General features: G+C 41.9%; 20 protein-coding genes. 14 read left to right on the top strand and 6 right to left on the bottom strand.

The genetic code is table 11. The features are described 5' to 3' along the window. Nucleotide 1 precedes the first annotated feature (1 nt). A complete protein-coding gene (locus NF859_RS06725; protein WP_252743573.1) occupies nucleotides 2–250 on the bottom strand; it encodes a PDGLE domain-containing protein in 249 nt (82 codons plus the stop codon). Further along, nucleotides 247–861 carry an energy-coupling factor ABC transporter permease gene (locus NF859_RS06720; RefSeq protein ID WP_252743572.1) on the bottom strand — a complete coding sequence of 205 codons (615 nt, stop codon included), beginning with the start codon at nucleotides 859–861 and terminating at the stop codon, nucleotides 247–249. The genes NF859_RS06725 and NF859_RS06720 overlap by 4 nt, the downstream gene beginning before the upstream one ends. A 199-nt stretch (nucleotides 862–1,060) precedes the next feature. Between NF859_RS06720 and NF859_RS06715 the strand changes: the two genes are divergently transcribed. The 3 genes from NF859_RS06715 to NF859_RS06705 all read left to right on the top strand — a co-directional run bounded on the left by NF859_RS06715 (nucleotide 1,061) and on the right by NF859_RS06705 (nucleotide 4,285). Further along, the gene (locus NF859_RS06715; RefSeq protein ID WP_252743571.1) at nucleotides 1,061–2,335 is read left to right on the top strand and encodes a S8 family peptidase; all 1,275 of its coding nucleotides are present in this window, start codon (nucleotides 1,061–1,063) and stop codon (nucleotides 2,333–2,335) included. 56 nt (nucleotides 2,336–2,391) lie between these two features. Continuing rightward, entirely contained in the window at nucleotides 2,392–3,015 is a 624-nt protein-coding gene (locus tag NF859_RS06710) for a DUF2238 domain-containing protein (protein ID WP_252743750.1), read from the top strand. Between the two features lie 97 nt (nucleotides 3,016–3,112). Further along, a complete protein-coding gene (locus NF859_RS06705) occupies nucleotides 3,113–4,285 on the top strand; it encodes a CBS domain-containing protein (RefSeq protein WP_252743570.1) in 1,173 nt (390 codons plus the stop codon). Between the two features lie 10 nt (nucleotides 4,286–4,295). Here the strand turns inward: NF859_RS06705 and NF859_RS06700 are convergent, their stop codons facing one another. The 4 genes from NF859_RS06700 to NF859_RS06685 form a co-directional block, all read right to left on the bottom strand. After that, the gene (locus tag NF859_RS06700; protein ID WP_252743569.1) at nucleotides 4,296–5,408 is read right to left on the bottom strand and encodes a DUF835 domain-containing protein; all 1,113 of its coding nucleotides are present in this window, start codon (nucleotides 5,406–5,408) and stop codon (nucleotides 4,296–4,298) included. A 5-nt stretch (nucleotides 5,409–5,413) separates the two neighbouring features. After that, on the bottom strand, nucleotides 5,414–6,673 hold the full coding sequence (glmU, locus tag NF859_RS06695; protein ID WP_252743568.1) for a bifunctional sugar-1-phosphate nucleotidylyltransferase/acetyltransferase: 1,260 nt from the start codon (nucleotides 6,671–6,673) through the stop codon (nucleotides 5,414–5,416). Continuing rightward, nucleotides 6,670–7,488 (bottom strand): undecaprenyl-diphosphate phosphatase, encoded by an 819-nt coding sequence (locus NF859_RS06690; protein WP_252743749.1) that lies wholly within the window; start codon nucleotides 7,486–7,488, stop codon nucleotides 6,670–6,672. Before NF859_RS06690 ends, glmU begins: the two co-directional genes overlap by 4 nt. A gap of 119 nt (nucleotides 7,489–7,607) precedes the next feature. Then, a complete protein-coding gene (locus tag NF859_RS06685; RefSeq protein WP_004066496.1) occupies nucleotides 7,608–7,823 on the bottom strand; it encodes a TRAM domain-containing RNA chaperone in 216 nt (71 codons plus the stop codon). A 341-nt stretch (nucleotides 7,824–8,164) separates the two neighbouring features. Here NF859_RS06685 and NF859_RS06680 point away from each other — a divergent pair, with 341 nt between their 5' ends. The 11 genes from NF859_RS06680 to NF859_RS06630 are packed head-to-tail and all read left to right on the top strand — an operon-like array spanning nucleotide 8,165 to nucleotide 13,563. Beyond that, a complete protein-coding gene (locus tag NF859_RS06680; RefSeq protein WP_252743567.1) occupies nucleotides 8,165–8,665 on the top strand; it encodes a monovalent cation/H+ antiporter subunit E in 501 nt (166 codons plus the stop codon). Beyond that, nucleotides 8,662–8,925 carry a cation:proton antiporter gene (locus NF859_RS06675; protein WP_252743566.1) on the top strand — a complete coding sequence of 88 codons (264 nt, stop codon included), beginning with the start codon at nucleotides 8,662–8,664 and terminating at the stop codon, nucleotides 8,923–8,925. Before NF859_RS06680 ends, NF859_RS06675 begins: the two co-directional genes overlap by 4 nt. Further along, nucleotides 8,922–9,287: a monovalent cation/H(+) antiporter subunit G gene (gene mnhG / locus NF859_RS06670; RefSeq protein ID WP_252743565.1), complete on the top strand. Its 366-nt coding sequence runs from the start codon at nucleotides 8,922–8,924 to the stop codon at nucleotides 9,285–9,287. The genes NF859_RS06675 and mnhG overlap by 4 nt, the downstream gene beginning before the upstream one ends. Continuing rightward, on the top strand, nucleotides 9,284–9,550 hold the full coding sequence (locus NF859_RS06665) for a DUF4040 domain-containing protein (protein ID WP_004066478.1): 267 nt from the start codon (nucleotides 9,284–9,286) through the stop codon (nucleotides 9,548–9,550). Before mnhG ends, NF859_RS06665 begins: the two co-directional genes overlap by 4 nt. After that, nucleotides 9,547–9,846, top strand: coding sequence for a hydrogen gas-evolving membrane-bound hydrogenase subunit E (gene mbhE / locus NF859_RS06660; RefSeq protein ID WP_004066476.1), 300 nt, complete (start codon nucleotides 9,547–9,549; stop codon nucleotides 9,844–9,846). The genes NF859_RS06665 and mbhE overlap by 4 nt, the downstream gene beginning before the upstream one ends. Beyond that, on the top strand, nucleotides 9,836–10,282 hold the full coding sequence (locus NF859_RS06655; RefSeq protein WP_252743564.1) for a Na(+)/H(+) antiporter subunit B: 447 nt from the start codon (nucleotides 9,836–9,838) through the stop codon (nucleotides 10,280–10,282). Before mbhE ends, NF859_RS06655 begins: the two co-directional genes overlap by 11 nt. Next, on the top strand, nucleotides 10,279–10,641 hold the full coding sequence (locus tag NF859_RS06650) for an NADH-quinone oxidoreductase subunit K (protein WP_004066472.1): 363 nt from the start codon (nucleotides 10,279–10,281) through the stop codon (nucleotides 10,639–10,641). Before NF859_RS06655 ends, NF859_RS06650 begins: the two co-directional genes overlap by 4 nt. Further along, nucleotides 10,638–12,221, top strand: a complete 1,584-nt coding sequence (locus NF859_RS06645; RefSeq protein WP_252743563.1) for a proton-conducting transporter transmembrane domain-containing protein — start codon at nucleotides 10,638–10,640, stop codon at nucleotides 12,219–12,221. Before NF859_RS06650 ends, NF859_RS06645 begins: the two co-directional genes overlap by 4 nt. A 1-nt stretch (nucleotide 12,222) precedes the next feature. Then, nucleotides 12,223–12,570: a membrane-bound hydrogenase complex subunit MbhI gene (gene mbhI, locus NF859_RS06640; protein ID WP_252743562.1), complete on the top strand. Its 348-nt coding sequence runs from the start codon at nucleotides 12,223–12,225 to the stop codon at nucleotides 12,568–12,570. Nucleotides 12,571–12,574: 4 nt separating this feature from the next. Further along, entirely contained in the window at nucleotides 12,575–13,045 is a 471-nt protein-coding gene (locus NF859_RS06635; protein WP_252743561.1) for an NADH-quinone oxidoreductase subunit B family protein, read from the top strand. Then, complete coding sequence (locus NF859_RS06630) at nucleotides 13,042–13,563, top strand: NADH-quinone oxidoreductase subunit C (protein ID WP_252743560.1); 522 nt, start codon at nucleotides 13,042–13,044, stop codon at nucleotides 13,561–13,563. The genes NF859_RS06635 and NF859_RS06630 overlap by 4 nt, the downstream gene beginning before the upstream one ends. The last annotated feature ends 2 nt before the right edge of the window (nucleotides 13,564–13,565 follow it).

The following is a 13,565-nucleotide window of genomic DNA, read 5'->3' as shown; positions in this document are numbered from 1 at the left end:
GTCAGACACCTTTTATCAGTTTTCCAAGTCCGTAAGCTATTCCAAAGACAAGTGTTATCCCAATTGCTCCCATTATAAGACTTTGTCCCCATGTTTCGCCATAGTCGAGAGGAGCGCTGTAAACTGGAGATTCCTCCAGATGTACTTTTTCCATTGTTGCTTCAAGCCCATCTGGGTTTTCAGATGCAAAGGGCAAGGCAATTGCGAGCAGGATAAGGATTATGAGCAATCCTTTTATGATGTTTCTCATGCTGGAACACCCCCTATCTCGGGGAGTTTAGACTTGAGAGCGTTCACCACAAAGAGAGTTATTAAAGCCTCCCCAATCCCTATTACTGCATGGTAACCTACCATCAGACCCAATACTTTTCCAAAAGGCAAGCTGTGACTTATGCCTATCTCTATCGAAGTCAGAAATGCCCCTAAAACCACTGCTGACCAAGAGGCGAGGGCTATCCCAAACGCTTCATTGAAGTTCTTGAGCTTGGAGTATATCCAGTATCCAACAAAAGCCCCAACTATCCCCATGTTTAGTATGTTTGCCCCTATGGCAGTTATTCCACCATCTCCAAAGAGAAGGGTTTGGATCAATAGTACTGTGGTCATTACAAGCACTGCTGCATATGGGCCCAAGAGCACCGCTACAAGCACGGCTCCAAGTAAATGTCCGCTTACTCCCCCTATAATTGGGAAGTTTACCATCTGAGCAGCAAAGATGCCAGCCGCAAACAGCCCCAAAAGAGGGATTTTCTCTTCTGGGAAGTCCTTTAACTTCCTTAATGAATACGCAAGGATCCCAATTGTCACTGCATATGTTACCACTATCACGGGAAGACTCAACAGCCCATCGGGGATGTGCACATAGCTCACCTCCTCTGATTATCTAGTAGCACTATGTCTTAGTAAGGTAACACCAAATAAAAGCTTTTTTAAAACCTTCCTTTTCCAACTAGAGGTTGCTGTAATTAGTTCAAATAAAACACCTAAAGTGTTAAATAGTTTGGAGGTCAAGATAGATTATACGGAAACAAAAAAGTTTCCAAATATGAGGTGAAAAGATATGGGATTTAACAAAGTTTTTTCTCTGCTGTTGGTCTTTGTTGTACTTGGAGCTACAGCAGGGATAGTAGGGGCAGTGCCTGCTGAGAAAGTTCGAGTGATAATAACAATAGACAAGGACTTTAACGAAAACTCCGTCTTTGCACTTGGGGGCAACGTTGTTGCAAGAGGAAAGGTATTTCCAATCGTTATAGCGGAGCTTCCTCCACGAGCAGTTGAAAGACTAAAGAATGCTAAGGGTGTCGTGAGAGTAGAGTACGATGCGGAGGCCCATATATTAAAGGGCAAACCACCGGGAGCAGGTAAGCCAAAGCCTTCACAACCAGCTCAAACGATTCCATGGGGAATTGAAAGGATTAAAGCCCCGGATGTATGGAGCATAACTGATGGTTCAAGTGGTGGAGTAATTGAGGTTGCAATCCTCGATACTGGAATTGATTATGACCATCCAGATTTAGCGGCAAATCTCGCGTGGGGTGTAAGCGTACTTAGGGGCAAAGTGTCTACAAAGCCCAAAGATTACAAAGACCAGAATGGCCATGGGACTCATGTTGCGGGAACTGTAGCGGCACTCAATAATGACATTGGAGTGGTAGGAGTCGCTCCAGCTGTGGAGATTTATGCTGTTAGGGTTCTTGATGCAAGTGGTAGAGGATCTTATAGCGACATAATCCTTGGAATAGAGCAGGCATTGCTTGGCCCCGATGGAGTTCTCGACAGTGATGGAGATGGAATAATAGTGGGTGATCCAGATGATGATGCGGCTGAAGTCATAAGCATGAGCCTTGGAGGTTCAAGCGATGTTCAAGCCTTCCATGATGCAATAATAGAGGCATACAATTACGGAGTTGTCATCGTAGCGGCAAGTGGTAATGATGGAGCATCAAGTCCAAGTTACCCTGCAGCTTATCCAGAGGTTATAGCCGTTGGTGCAACTGACATTAATGACCAAGTACCTTGGTGGAGTAATAGGGGAGTAGAAGTTAGTGCTCCAGGCGTTGATATACTAAGCACGTATCCGGACGATACTTATGAGACACTTAGCGGTACTTCAATGGCAACACCTCACGTTAGTGGAGTTGTAGCATTAATCCAAGCAGCACACTACAACAAATATGGGTATGTCCTTCCAGTTGGAGTGTTTGATGATAATACCACGAGTACTGTTAGGGGAATTCTACACGTGACAGCTGATGATGTCAATTCAAATGGATGGGATCCAGATTATGGATACGGAATAGTTAGAGCGGATTTAGCCGTTGCCACTATTGGCTGATTCCTTTTTTATTTTTCAGAAACTTTTAAATGGAATATTCTCGTACTACTATTTTGGTGATTTATATAGAGCCAAAAACAGCTCTCAATATAAGCAGATTCATTGTTTTCCTAGGATTTATAACTGCTCTCATCTATCAAAGGGTGGATCACATATACCGGACCCTTGTGGCCTTAATTGGCCTTTACATCCCGGATGTGGTTGAGAGATATTTCTCAAACCCCCATCCTAGATTGAGACAATTTTTGGCTCCAATCTACAACAAAAAGACGATGGTACTCTTGGGAGTTTTTATAGCGGTTCATGTTTCTCTTGTAAATGTTCCCTTCACTACGGTTGACCTATTCCACAAAGAATGGAGAAACGCGGACATGATAAGCCACTTCCTTGGAGGAATGGTTGTTTGGGCTATAATTGCTGAAGTTCTCCTTAACCTATCAGATGGAGGGTATTTAAGGTTAACAAGAAGAAAATTGGTTCTTTATTCTTTTTTGGCTCTTTTCATTTTAAGTTTTGGATGGGAAGTTGCTGAAAAGCTTAGTGAAAGCGAAATTTCGTTTATTCATGAGGATGCTGGGAATAAACTGAGGGACATCATTATGAACACATTTGGGGGATTGTTTGCTCTGTACTTAGTTCTCAAAGGAGGGTACCCATTTGAAATGGATTTGAACCATTAAGCAATCGAAAACTTTATTAACTTAATGTAACTAAATCTTATCTCGGAAAGGTTTAAATGGAATGAAAACCAATATAAAATTGAAGGAGGTGTCAAGAATGGTCGGGATTTCTGTCCAGGAAGTTATGACAGAAAAATTTGCAAAAATCGACATAAACGCCCCCCTTTCTGAGGCGATTGGAATTTTTGAAAAAGAAGATCCGGATTTAATTGTTGTTTTTGATGGAAAGCTGTATAAGGGTGTATTGACCCAAGACTTGATAATCCGCTCCCACTTAAAGTGGGATCCGACAAAGGCTAAGGTTAGGGATGTATACAAGCCCGCACCCGTTGTAAAACCTGATGAAGATCTAAGTTTAGCGGCTAAACTTATGATAGAGACTGACTTACGTTCACTCCCTGTTGGGGAGGATAAGAACAATGTTATTGGTGTAATAAGCGATATTGCCCTACTTGAGAGGGTTGCCAAGGAAGAATTTGGAAAAAGACCCGTAAAAGAGTTCATGAGCAGCGATGTAATCACTCTCAAACCGTATGATACCGTAGCTAAGGCACTTGCAACAATGAGAGATCATGCTATCTCAAGAATTCCAGTTGTAAACGAAGAGGGAAAGCTCGAAGGCTTGGTAACACTGCACGACCTGATTATCAGGTTTATAAAACCCAGATTCAGAGCACAGTTTGGAGAAGTAGCTGGAGAAAAAATCCCACCGTTCTCAACTCAGCTTAGGGAAGTCATGTTTAGAGGAGTGATAACAATAAAGCCTGAAGCAAGCGTTAGGGAAGCCGTGGAGTTAATGAAGGAGCACAACATCGATGGGCTTGTTGTAGTTGATAATGAAAACGTAGTTAGAGGAGTTCTTACGGTTAAGGATCTCCTGCTCCCAATATCAAGAATGGTTGAGCAGAAGGCCAGGTTCTACTTACAGCTTGGTGGAGATGCCCACTATTTAAGTGACTTTACAAGGGAGAGAATAATCTCCGACATAAGGAGATTTGTTGAGGGGTATGAAGACCTTCTCGGAAATGAAGGAATAATATACCTTAGGATCAGGAGATTCCCGGAGAAACTCCGCGGGGTTCACCTCTACCAAGCAAGGATGAGAATTGTGACTGACAAAGGGCAGTTTATAGCCACGGGTGAAACATGGGGAGCAATACAGGCAGTTCATGATGCCTTGAGGGCCATAGAAAGGCAGATACTCCAAAAAGTGGAGCTTCAAAGAGAGACAAAGCACACCAGGAGGTTTATAGAGTATCTTGGCTTCTGAGTTTTCTTTTTTATATTCTGTTGCTAAATTCTCTTTCTAGAAGTGCCATCTGCTTCTCGGTTAGGGTTCTCGGGTCTATTATTAGAGCTATAACCTTTCCCTCGCTTACAACTCTATCCTTCAAATCAAATAGGAACTTAACGGCACTCTCAAATCCATTTTCTATCATTAAATACTCGAATCCGTCCATGTAAACTGCATTGTAACCGCTTTCAAGGTTCTTGGTTAGGAGATGAATCAAGATATCTATTCTCGTTGGCGAGACTGGATAGATTTTCCCGTCTGCTTTGATGCTACTCTCTTCCATTTTTGTGAGCCAGTAAACTAAAGTATTTTCGGGAACTTTTTCTTTTGGTGGGTTTCTTGTTATCATGATAACGTTTTGGTCAAAGAAATTTGGGATTAGTTTTTTCAGTTCTTCTTTGCTTTTGAAGATAAATGCGCCCTTAACTTCTGGAGGCTTTTGCTGTTTTGGCTTTTCAAATACTGCCATTTCGGAGGGATGTATTGCAAATTTCAATGCTCCAACTGCAGCCATTAATCGAAAAACTGCTGCCAGCAGAAATGCCACTGATGCAATTGACTCAATGTTTCTTGTAAACGGGTATGTTAAGTTTATTGCTCCCAAAAGAATTAATCCCCACGGAAAGAGTTCCTCAAGTGTGTTCTTGGAGATCACGTAGTTCCTCAACATGTATCCAACATAAATTAAGGAGGCTCCAAAGACGAAGCTGGGAAATGATGATTTGATCGCAAATGAATGTTCAAACCTGTCAAAAAACTCCGTTGCAAGTAGAAAGAGCCAGATATATGCTGCAATGGCGAATATCCCTAAAGTTACAACATCCCTAAACTCGCTCCTCTCTTTCCTTAGCTGAATTCCTCCCCAAGTTAGCAGGCCAGCTACAAAGAAATTTGGTATCTTAGAGGCAATGTCATACGCCTCTGGCCTAATGGAAACACCAAGAGGAGTTAGGATATAACTTTCCACATCAAGGGCGTTTACAAATAATGCAACGGTTATTAATCCCCATCTTTTTTCCCTAGTTTTTGCGGCTTTATAAAACACAGCAAGGAAAAGCAACCATCTTGAGAGGAAATTAAGGTAGGGAATGAAAGCCACTCCCCTCACCTTTCTATAATCTCTTTTTCCTGTTTAGCAACAACCAGCACATTGGGAGGGACGTTCTTATCAACTATCACACCTGGGCCAATAAAAGAGTTGCTTCCTATTTTTCTTCCCGGATATATCGTTACGTTAATTCCTGTTTTCACGTTGTGCCCTATTATCGCTCCCAGTTTCCTTCTTCCGCTATCTTCGAGTTTGCCTTTTATTTCCACCTTTATAGTTTTGTTGTCGTGTCTTAAGTTAGCCGTTATTGTTCCAGCCCCTAGGTTGGTGTTTTCTCCAACAATTGAATCTCCTACATAGTTCAAGTGAGGAGCGTTGCTGTGATCCATTATTATTGAGTTTTTGATTTCAACGGCGTTTCCTATGTGGCACTTGTTTCCAATGCTTGTGTAGGGTCTTATAAAGCAATTAGGCCCTATTTTGGAGTTTTTCCCGATTTTCACTGGCCCTATGATGTATGATCCGCTTCTAACAACCGTCCCCTCTCCTATTTCCACTGGGGGGAGAATTGTTGCTCCTTCCTCCACAATACCTTTTATACTGTGCCGGAGATGGTTTTTGAGAATGTACTCGTTTAGCTCTAAGAGGTTCCACGGTCTTCCTATATCGTTCCAGTAGCCCTCATAAACCGCATAGGTTACTTTCTTGCCTTCTTTTATCATAAGGTTTATTGTGTCCGTTATCTCGTATTCTCCGCGCTGGCTTTGTGGGGTGTTCTCTATGAACTCAAAAACTTCTGGCTTGAATAAGTAAATTCCTAAGTTTGCGTATCCGGAAACAGCTCCGGGCTTTTCTCTAATGCTCTTTACGAGCTCTCCCTCTACCTCCACCATTCCGAAATGGGTTAAATCCTCAAACCTCTTCACAAGCAACGCGGCATCAGCACTACTTTTTCTGAAGGACTGTAAAAGAGTTTTTATGCCTTCCCTCTCAAAGTATATGTCCCCGTTAACTGCCAAAAACTCCTCATTTTCTACGTATTCAATTGCGGAATAGATAGCTTTTGCTGTCCCTTCTCCTTCTACCTGCTCCACGTAGGTTATTGGCTTCCCACCGTATTCGTCTCCTAAGTAATCCATGAGCTTTTCCTTTTGATACCTCACAACTACTATGAACTCATCAACAAAGGGATATATATTTTCAAAGACGTAATCTATTATCGCTTTATTTGCAACCTTGAGCATAACTTTTGGTCTATCGTCTGTGAGTGGTCTTAGTCTTTCACCCTTTCCAGCCGCGAGCACTACACCCTTCATGCCAACACCCCCAAAAGAGATGCTATCAAAGCTATGAAACCAAAGAAAATGCAGAACTTGGAAAAGTTAAGCCGCTTGGCAATTTTCAGCATGACCTCAATCATAAGGAGGCTAACTACAAATGCAGTTATAACTGCAGCTAATGGGATTGTTAGGGGTTCAGAAGTACTTGAAACCTCGGGTAGCTCTAGAAATAGCGCTCCTGTAATAGCGGGAATTGCCATTAAAAAACTAAGCCTTACAGCTTTTTCTTGTTTTACGCCTAAGAGCAATAGACTCCCCACTGTCATCCCCGATCTTGATATTCCCGGGATTACTGCTATTCCCTGCGCCACTCCTGCAACTATTGCATCGAATATTGTAACTTCCTCTTTTTCCTTTTTTAATCCTTTTTCCAGCTTTTCCAAAGGAGCTTCTTGAGCTTTCTTTAAGATTACACCGGTAAGTATTAGGGCTATACCTATTATTCCGTTAATTGCTTCTCCATTGAATGAAGATGCAACAATCTTGAAAGTTTTGTAAATGGGCAGACCTATTATTCCCGTGAATAGGGTGGAATAGAATAAGAACCTTTCCTCTTCTTCCCATCTAAAGAGAATTAATTTGAGCAGAATTCTGCCCAGATCGTATCTAAATTTGAAAAATAAGGCCATGAGAGTCCCCAAATGCAAAAGCAACGAGTAAGAATAAGCCTGTTCTGGGGGAATCTTGAGAAGGTTTATTAAAAATAGCATTACCTGTCCAGAACTGCTTATTGGTAACCACTCCGTAATCCCTTGCAGTAGTCCAATAAAAATGGCTTGGTAATACTCCATTGCTGTCACTATGAAAAATAACTAAAGTATGATAAATAAACCTTTCGTAGCTCAAAGGTAAAAAATTAAGAGAAACGATCAAATTTGAATCTCTGGATTGGTTTTAGGAGTAAATAATATCAGATAACTTCAGCGAAGGCGAATTTTCTCTTCACACTGTTAATTACAATCTCTACTTCGTCCCCAACTTTTGTGTTTGGAACGAATACTACAAACCCTTTGATTCTAGCAATTCCATCTCCACCTTGTCCAATACTCTCTATCTTTACCTTATATCTTTCTCCAACCTTAACTGGAGCTTCAAATCTTCTTCCACCAAATCTATCTCCATACATTTCCAACAATCTCCTTTCAAATTTTCAGCACCCTAGAAGAGCGCTGAATTTAGTTCTTTTGAAGGTTTATAAAGGTTTGCATTTTGTTTTGACCATGTACAATAGTAATAGTTGGGGTAATTAAGAGTTGCTTAATGCATATTATTGTACTGCATAGTCTGTAACTTGGCAGAAGAAAACGCTTTTCTACATAACCTTTGGTTAAAAACAAGGCTTTTTGTACCTTTATTGTTAATTTAGACTTTTACAAAAGCCTTTTAAAAGAAATTGTTGAAATCTATATCGACAGAAGTAAAAACTGGTGAGAATTGGAGCCTAAATTGAAATTCGAGGTGGGAAAAATGAGTTTCATTGTTGCATTTATATGGTCGCTCGTGCTCTGGCTTGTACTTACAGCAGGTACTAAGGGAATGCTCTGGAGCACAGAAGAGGTGATAGCAGGGATTATATTCGCTATGATAATTGGGTTTTCAACAAGGAACATCATAGGAGAAAAGACACAGAGATTTCTAAATCCAGTAAAATGGCTTGGGTTTATTGTTTATGCATTGGGTCCCCTCTTCTGGGGAATGGTAAAAGCAAATTTAGACGTTGCTTATAGAGTGATTACCGGAAAAATAAAACCTGGAATTGTTAGAGTGCCCGTTGATCTTGAAAATGAGGCTCAATATACTATACTGAGCAATTCAATTACTCTCACTCCTGGAACTCTGACTGTAGATGCCTGTCCAGAAGAAAAAGCCCTCTACGTTCATTGGATTTATGTAAAAGAAGAAGAGCCAGAAAGTTCTGAGCCTGTCGCAGGTTCTTTTGAAAAATGGGCAAGGAGGTTGGGGAGATGATTTTTGCTGAATTTTTCTATGGAGTGATGGCAATCGCCCTTGGAGCATTTATAACTTTGATTCGCATCATGTTTGGCCCCAGTGTTCCCGATAGAGTTGTTGGCGTCGACACATTAAATACCCTTGTTGTAGCTGGAATGATTCTCCTAGGAGTAGCCTATGATAGAGTGATCTACATCGATATAGCCATAGTTTATGCTCTGCTCAGTTATATTGGGACTTTGGTAATTGCCAAGTATCTTCAGGGGGGATTAGAATGATTAAAAGTATAATCTACCTTTTTCTAGCAATCAGTATTACCTTCAACTTGCTTGGGAGCTTTTCACTTCACAGATTCCCTGATGTTTATACCCGATTACACGGAGCCACAAAGTGCACAACCTTTGGGACAATATTTGCTGTTTTGGCCGTGATCGTTCATGCGATTTGGCAGATAAAAGAAACAGGTGATCCAAAGTACCTCCAAATGGCATTGCACAGCTTGGTTGCTCTGATAGCTTTGATGCTTACAAATCCAACAGGAGCTCATGCAATAGCGAAAGCTGCACATTTGAGCGGGTATAAACCAGCAAAAGCCGTGATCGATGCATATGAGAGGAAGTTGAGAGGTGAAGAAGCATGAACGTATTAACCGTTGATATGGCGATTCAGGCGGGACTGCTTATTGGGATACTCCTTTCCTCATACTGGATGATAACTACAAGGGATTTGCTTTCAGCAGCTTTGGCTTCTGCAGCCATGAGCCTCCTTCTTAGTTTGGAATTCTATATGCTCCATGCACCAGATGTTGCTATAGCGGAAGCGGCGGTTGGTGCGGGCGTTGTTACTGCAATAGTTGTTTATGGAATTTCAAAAACAGAGAGATGGGAGCGTGAGGGTCCATGAGAAGGACTTTCGGAGCATTATCCTTGCTCTTTATATTTGGGATATTACTCCTAATCGCTAATCCAAATTATGGCTTAAAATTTGGTTTAGGTGGAGAAGACTGGCAAAAATATCGCTACACCGACCAGTATTACATAGATCACGGAGTTGAAGAAGTGGGAGGAACTAACGTTGTTACTGACATAGTCTTTGATTACAGAGGATACGATACCCTTGGAGAGGCTACTGTTCTTTTCACTTCAATAGCGGGAGCTGTTGCATTGCTTAGAAAATGGAGGGATGAAAATGGGGAGTGACATGGGGCTTATAGTTAAAACAATGGCGAGGGCTACGATACCTCTCATTGGGATCTTTGGAGCTTACGTGATCTCTCATGGTCACCTTACCCCCGGAGGAGGCTTTCAGGGAGGAGCAACAATTGCTGGAGCAGGGATATTGTTCCTTATAGCATTTGGTATCAATGAGGCCAAAGAAAAGATAAACAAAAGCTTATATTCTGCCCTTGAGGGGTTAGGAGGGCTAGTTTTTCTAGCAGCAGGCATGCTTGGTCTTGGTGTAGCGTTCTTTTACAACACATTGTGGCACAACGGCCCAATTTTCAATGGAGAACCAGGTACACTTCTCTCAGCGGGTTACCTCCCAATAATGAACTTAGCTGTAGGGCTGAAGGTTTATACTGGACTAGTGAGCGCTGTTTTCGCAATGGCCCTTTTTAGGAGGTGGAGGAAGTGATACCTCTCCAATTTGTTACAGCATTTTTAATGATTTTCATGGGCATTTATGCGTTCTTGTACAAGAGGAACCTCATCAAGCTAATCTTGGCTCTCAATTTAATTGATGCAGGCATACACCTCTTGCTGATAAGTCTTGGATACAGATTGGAAAACGGAGTTTTACCCACGGCACCAATTTACACCGGGTATGAAACATTAAAGGGCACTCCAATGGTTGGTCCAATACCACAGGCTTTAGTGCTCACAAGCATAGTCATTGGAGTTTGTGTGCTTTCATTGGCGATGGCACTGACAATAAACGCCTACAGACACTACGGAACACTTGATGTTAACAAGTTAAGGAGGTTGAGAGGATGACGCTCCCGTTTCTGGTTATACTTCCATTATTTGGGGCATTTTCAATGCCAATAGTTAGCTTACTTGGGAAGAAACTCAAGGAGTATTGGGCGGTTATCATCAGCGGCGCTACATTTGCAGTTGCCGCCAAAATATTTTATACGGTATGGAAGACCAATGAAATCATCCTTTATACCCTTGGAAGCGATAATCCAATTGGTCGGGGAGTGAATTTCCCGATCAGGATTGTGTGGGAAGTGGACTTATTTGGGGCACTCTTAGCCTTAACAATAACTTTTGTAGGCTTTTTGGCGATAATTTATTCTCTCGGATATATGAAGCATGACACTGGCCTAGAGAAGTACTACACGCTAGTGCTTGTTTTAGAGCTAGGAATGTTGGGAATTGTTGTTACCGGGGATATTTTCAACTTCTACGTATTTTTGGAGATAATGAGCATTGCAAGCTATGCTTTAGTTGCCTTCAGAAACGACACGTGGGAAGGAATTGAAGCAGGGATTAAATATATGTTCGTTGGCTCATTGGCAAGTTCCTTTATTCTCTTGGGCATCGCATTGCTTTATGGTCAGTATGGAACGCTTACAATGAGCTATCTCGCCATAAAAATAGCCGAAAATCCAACACTTGTGGCAAAAGTGGCTTTGGCTTTCCTTATTGGTGGGCTGCTCTTTAAGAGTGGTGCGGTTCCGGTTCACATGTGGCTAGCTGATGCACACCCGGCAGCTCCAAGTTCAATCTCTGCAATGCTCTCGGGATTAGTCATCAAAGCTGGTGGAGTTTATGCTATAGCAAGGATAATATTCAGCATTTTCAATCCAGGATTGCACACATACTTGAGAACATTCAATGCTCCCGCAATCAATATGGACGTAATTGGCTGGGTTATAGTGTTCTTTGCTTGCTTAACACTTCTTGTGGGAAATGCCATGGCGGTAGTGCAGACTGACATGAAGAGGCTTTTTGCCTTCTCAAGTGTAGGTCAAATAGGATATATCATGCTTGGAATTGGAATCGGAGTCCTCGCTTATGGCACTAGAGCAGGGGAATTAGCGCTGGCTGGAGCGATATACCACATAGTGAACCACGCATTGATAAAGGCTCTCCTCTTCCTTGTGGCGGGAGTTGTTATCCATGAAGTTGGCACAAAGAACCTTAATGAATTGAGTGGACTGGCAAAAAGAATGCCGTTGACGACGTTCTTCTTTATAATTGGAGCAGCTGCGATAATAGGTCTCCCACCGCTAAATGGGTTTGCGAGCAAGTGGATCATTTACGAAAGCTCCGCTATGTACAATCCAATCTTAGCTGCCATTGCCGTTGTTGGCACAGTGTTCTCTCTTGCAGCATACACTAAAGTGCTCTTCACGTTCTTGGGCAAAGAGAGTGAGAGAGTAAGGGACGCAAAGGAACCAGAAAAGAGCATGTTACTTCCAATGCTGATCCTAGTGGTAGCAATAATCGTGATGGGGCTCCTTCCATGGCAAATAAGCGACAAAATAATGATACCGGCTGCAAAAATGCTTGAACAACTCAATGGTGAGTACATACTTGCTCTCTTAAAATTCATTGGAGGTGCATGAAATGTTCGGTTATTGGGATGCTCTCTATTTCATTTATGCTTTCTTAATTGGCCTGGTGATTAGCTACTTACTCATGAAATGGGCAGAAAAAGTTAGCACTGGCACTAGGAGAGCAGGAGATGGAACGAAGATATACATCAGTGGTGAGGATCAAGATAAAATTATCCCTCATTTTGAACACCTTAGAGGTCACTTTACAGGGAGACATGTAATGTGGGGTTTGATAAGAGGGGCCCACAGAATGTTTTTGGTGTTTAGAAGGGAGCACACTGGTCTTCTTACAGATTATGTTGCATACCTATTGCTCACTGTAGCAATAGTGCTTGGAGCGCTCGTCATTGGGGGGTGAAACTATGAGTGAGAGAGAAATACTTGAGAAAAAAATTTCAAAACTTTGTAAGTATCTTGGGAGATCGCCATGGGTGTTTCACGTTAACAGTGGTTCATGCAATGGATGTGACATTGAGATAATAGCCGCTCTCACACCTAGATACGATGCGGAGAGGTTTGGGGTAAAACTTGTTGGAACACCAAGACATGCGGATATCTTGTTGGTAACTGGACCTATTACAGATCAAAGCCTTGAAAGGGTTAAATTGATATATGAACAAACTCCCGATCCAAAAGTTGTTGTTGCTGTGGGAGCATGCCCAACTGGTGGCAGCGTATTTTTTGAGAGTCCCTTTACAAATGCCCCCCTAGACAAACACATCCCTGTGGACGTTTTTGTTCCAGGATGTCCTCCCAGACCAGAGGCAATACTCTATGGTGTGGTTCTAGGATTAGAAAAGCTCATAAAAAAGATAGAAGGTGAGAAAGAATGACCCCTGAAGAGTTCTTAGAGATAATTTTAACAAAATTCCCTAATGTTGAGGGAGAAGTTCGTGAAAACAAACTTCCCCATCCAAGAAAGAGGGTTTGGATAAACGTCGAGAGAGAGAACTTCAAGGATCTTATGAAACTTATCAAGGAGATTGACCCTAAAGCACAGTTTTCCATAATAATAGCTAGAGATGGTGGAGAGTATTTAGAGGCTAAATATCATCTTGAACTATTTTACGAGCAAACTCCCAGTATCTCCCTTATAGTTGGAACTAAATGCCCCAAAGATGACCCAAAACTTCCCACTGTTACAGATGTGTTTCCGAGTGCACTCCCCTATGAGAGAGAAGTTCAAGAATTCTTGGGATTGTTCTTTGATGGGATACCCGACCCAAGAAAGCTGTTTTTACCAGAAGACTTTCCAGAGGGCGTTTATCCTTTAAGAAAAGATGAGAAAGGTATTAGCAGTGAAATGATAAAGAACGCAGGCCATCCTTACAAAATGAAAAAGGAGGGTTAAAA

Source organism: Thermococcus alcaliphilus (assembly GCF_024054535.1).
Lineage (GTDB): Archaea > Methanobacteriota_B > Thermococci > Thermococcales > Thermococcaceae > Thermococcus_A > Thermococcus_A alcaliphilus.
Note: the sequence above shows the minus strand (reverse complement) of the source record. Positions and strands in the feature narration are given on the sequence as shown.

What these genes read in the sequence shown, in the direction of transcription:
- NF859_RS06725 (WP_252743573.1), bottom strand. Translation starts at nt 250, where the DNA reads ATGAGAAACATCATAAAAGGATTGCTCATAATCCTTATCCTGCTCGCA.
- NF859_RS06715 (WP_252743571.1), top strand. Translation starts at nt 1,061, where the DNA reads ATGGGATTTAACAAAGTTTTTTCTCTGCTGTTGGTCTTTGTTGTACTT.
- NF859_RS06705 (WP_252743570.1), top strand. Translation starts at nt 3,113, where the DNA reads ATGGTCGGGATTTCTGTCCAGGAAGTTATGACAGAAAAATTTGCAAAA.
- glmU (WP_252743568.1), bottom strand. Translation starts at nt 6,673, where the DNA reads ATGAAGGGTGTAGTGCTCGCGGCTGGAAAGGGTGAAAGACTAAGACCA.
- NF859_RS06690 (WP_252743749.1), bottom strand. Translation starts at nt 7,488, where the DNA reads ATGGAGTATTACCAAGCCATTTTTATTGGACTACTGCAAGGGATTACG.
- NF859_RS06685 (WP_004066496.1), bottom strand. Translation starts at nt 7,823, where the DNA reads ATGTATGGAGATAGATTTGGTGGAAGAAGATTTGAAGCTCCAGTTAAG.
- NF859_RS06680 (WP_252743567.1), top strand. Translation starts at nt 8,165, where the DNA reads ATGAGTTTCATTGTTGCATTTATATGGTCGCTCGTGCTCTGGCTTGTA.
- NF859_RS06675 (WP_252743566.1), top strand. Translation starts at nt 8,662, where the DNA reads ATGATTTTTGCTGAATTTTTCTATGGAGTGATGGCAATCGCCCTTGGA.
- mnhG (WP_252743565.1), top strand. Translation starts at nt 8,922, where the DNA reads ATGATTAAAAGTATAATCTACCTTTTTCTAGCAATCAGTATTACCTTC.
- NF859_RS06665 (WP_004066478.1), top strand. Translation starts at nt 9,284, where the DNA reads ATGAACGTATTAACCGTTGATATGGCGATTCAGGCGGGACTGCTTATT.
- mbhE (WP_004066476.1), top strand. Translation starts at nt 9,547, where the DNA reads ATGAGAAGGACTTTCGGAGCATTATCCTTGCTCTTTATATTTGGGATA.
- NF859_RS06655 (WP_252743564.1), top strand. Translation starts at nt 9,836, where the DNA reads ATGGGGAGTGACATGGGGCTTATAGTTAAAACAATGGCGAGGGCTACG.
- NF859_RS06645 (WP_252743563.1), top strand. Translation starts at nt 10,638, where the DNA reads ATGACGCTCCCGTTTCTGGTTATACTTCCATTATTTGGGGCATTTTCA.
- mbhI (WP_252743562.1), top strand. Translation starts at nt 12,223, where the DNA reads ATGTTCGGTTATTGGGATGCTCTCTATTTCATTTATGCTTTCTTAATT.
- NF859_RS06635 (WP_252743561.1), top strand. Translation starts at nt 12,575, where the DNA reads ATGAGTGAGAGAGAAATACTTGAGAAAAAAATTTCAAAACTTTGTAAG.
- NF859_RS06630 (WP_252743560.1), top strand. Translation starts at nt 13,042, where the DNA reads ATGACCCCTGAAGAGTTCTTAGAGATAATTTTAACAAAATTCCCTAAT.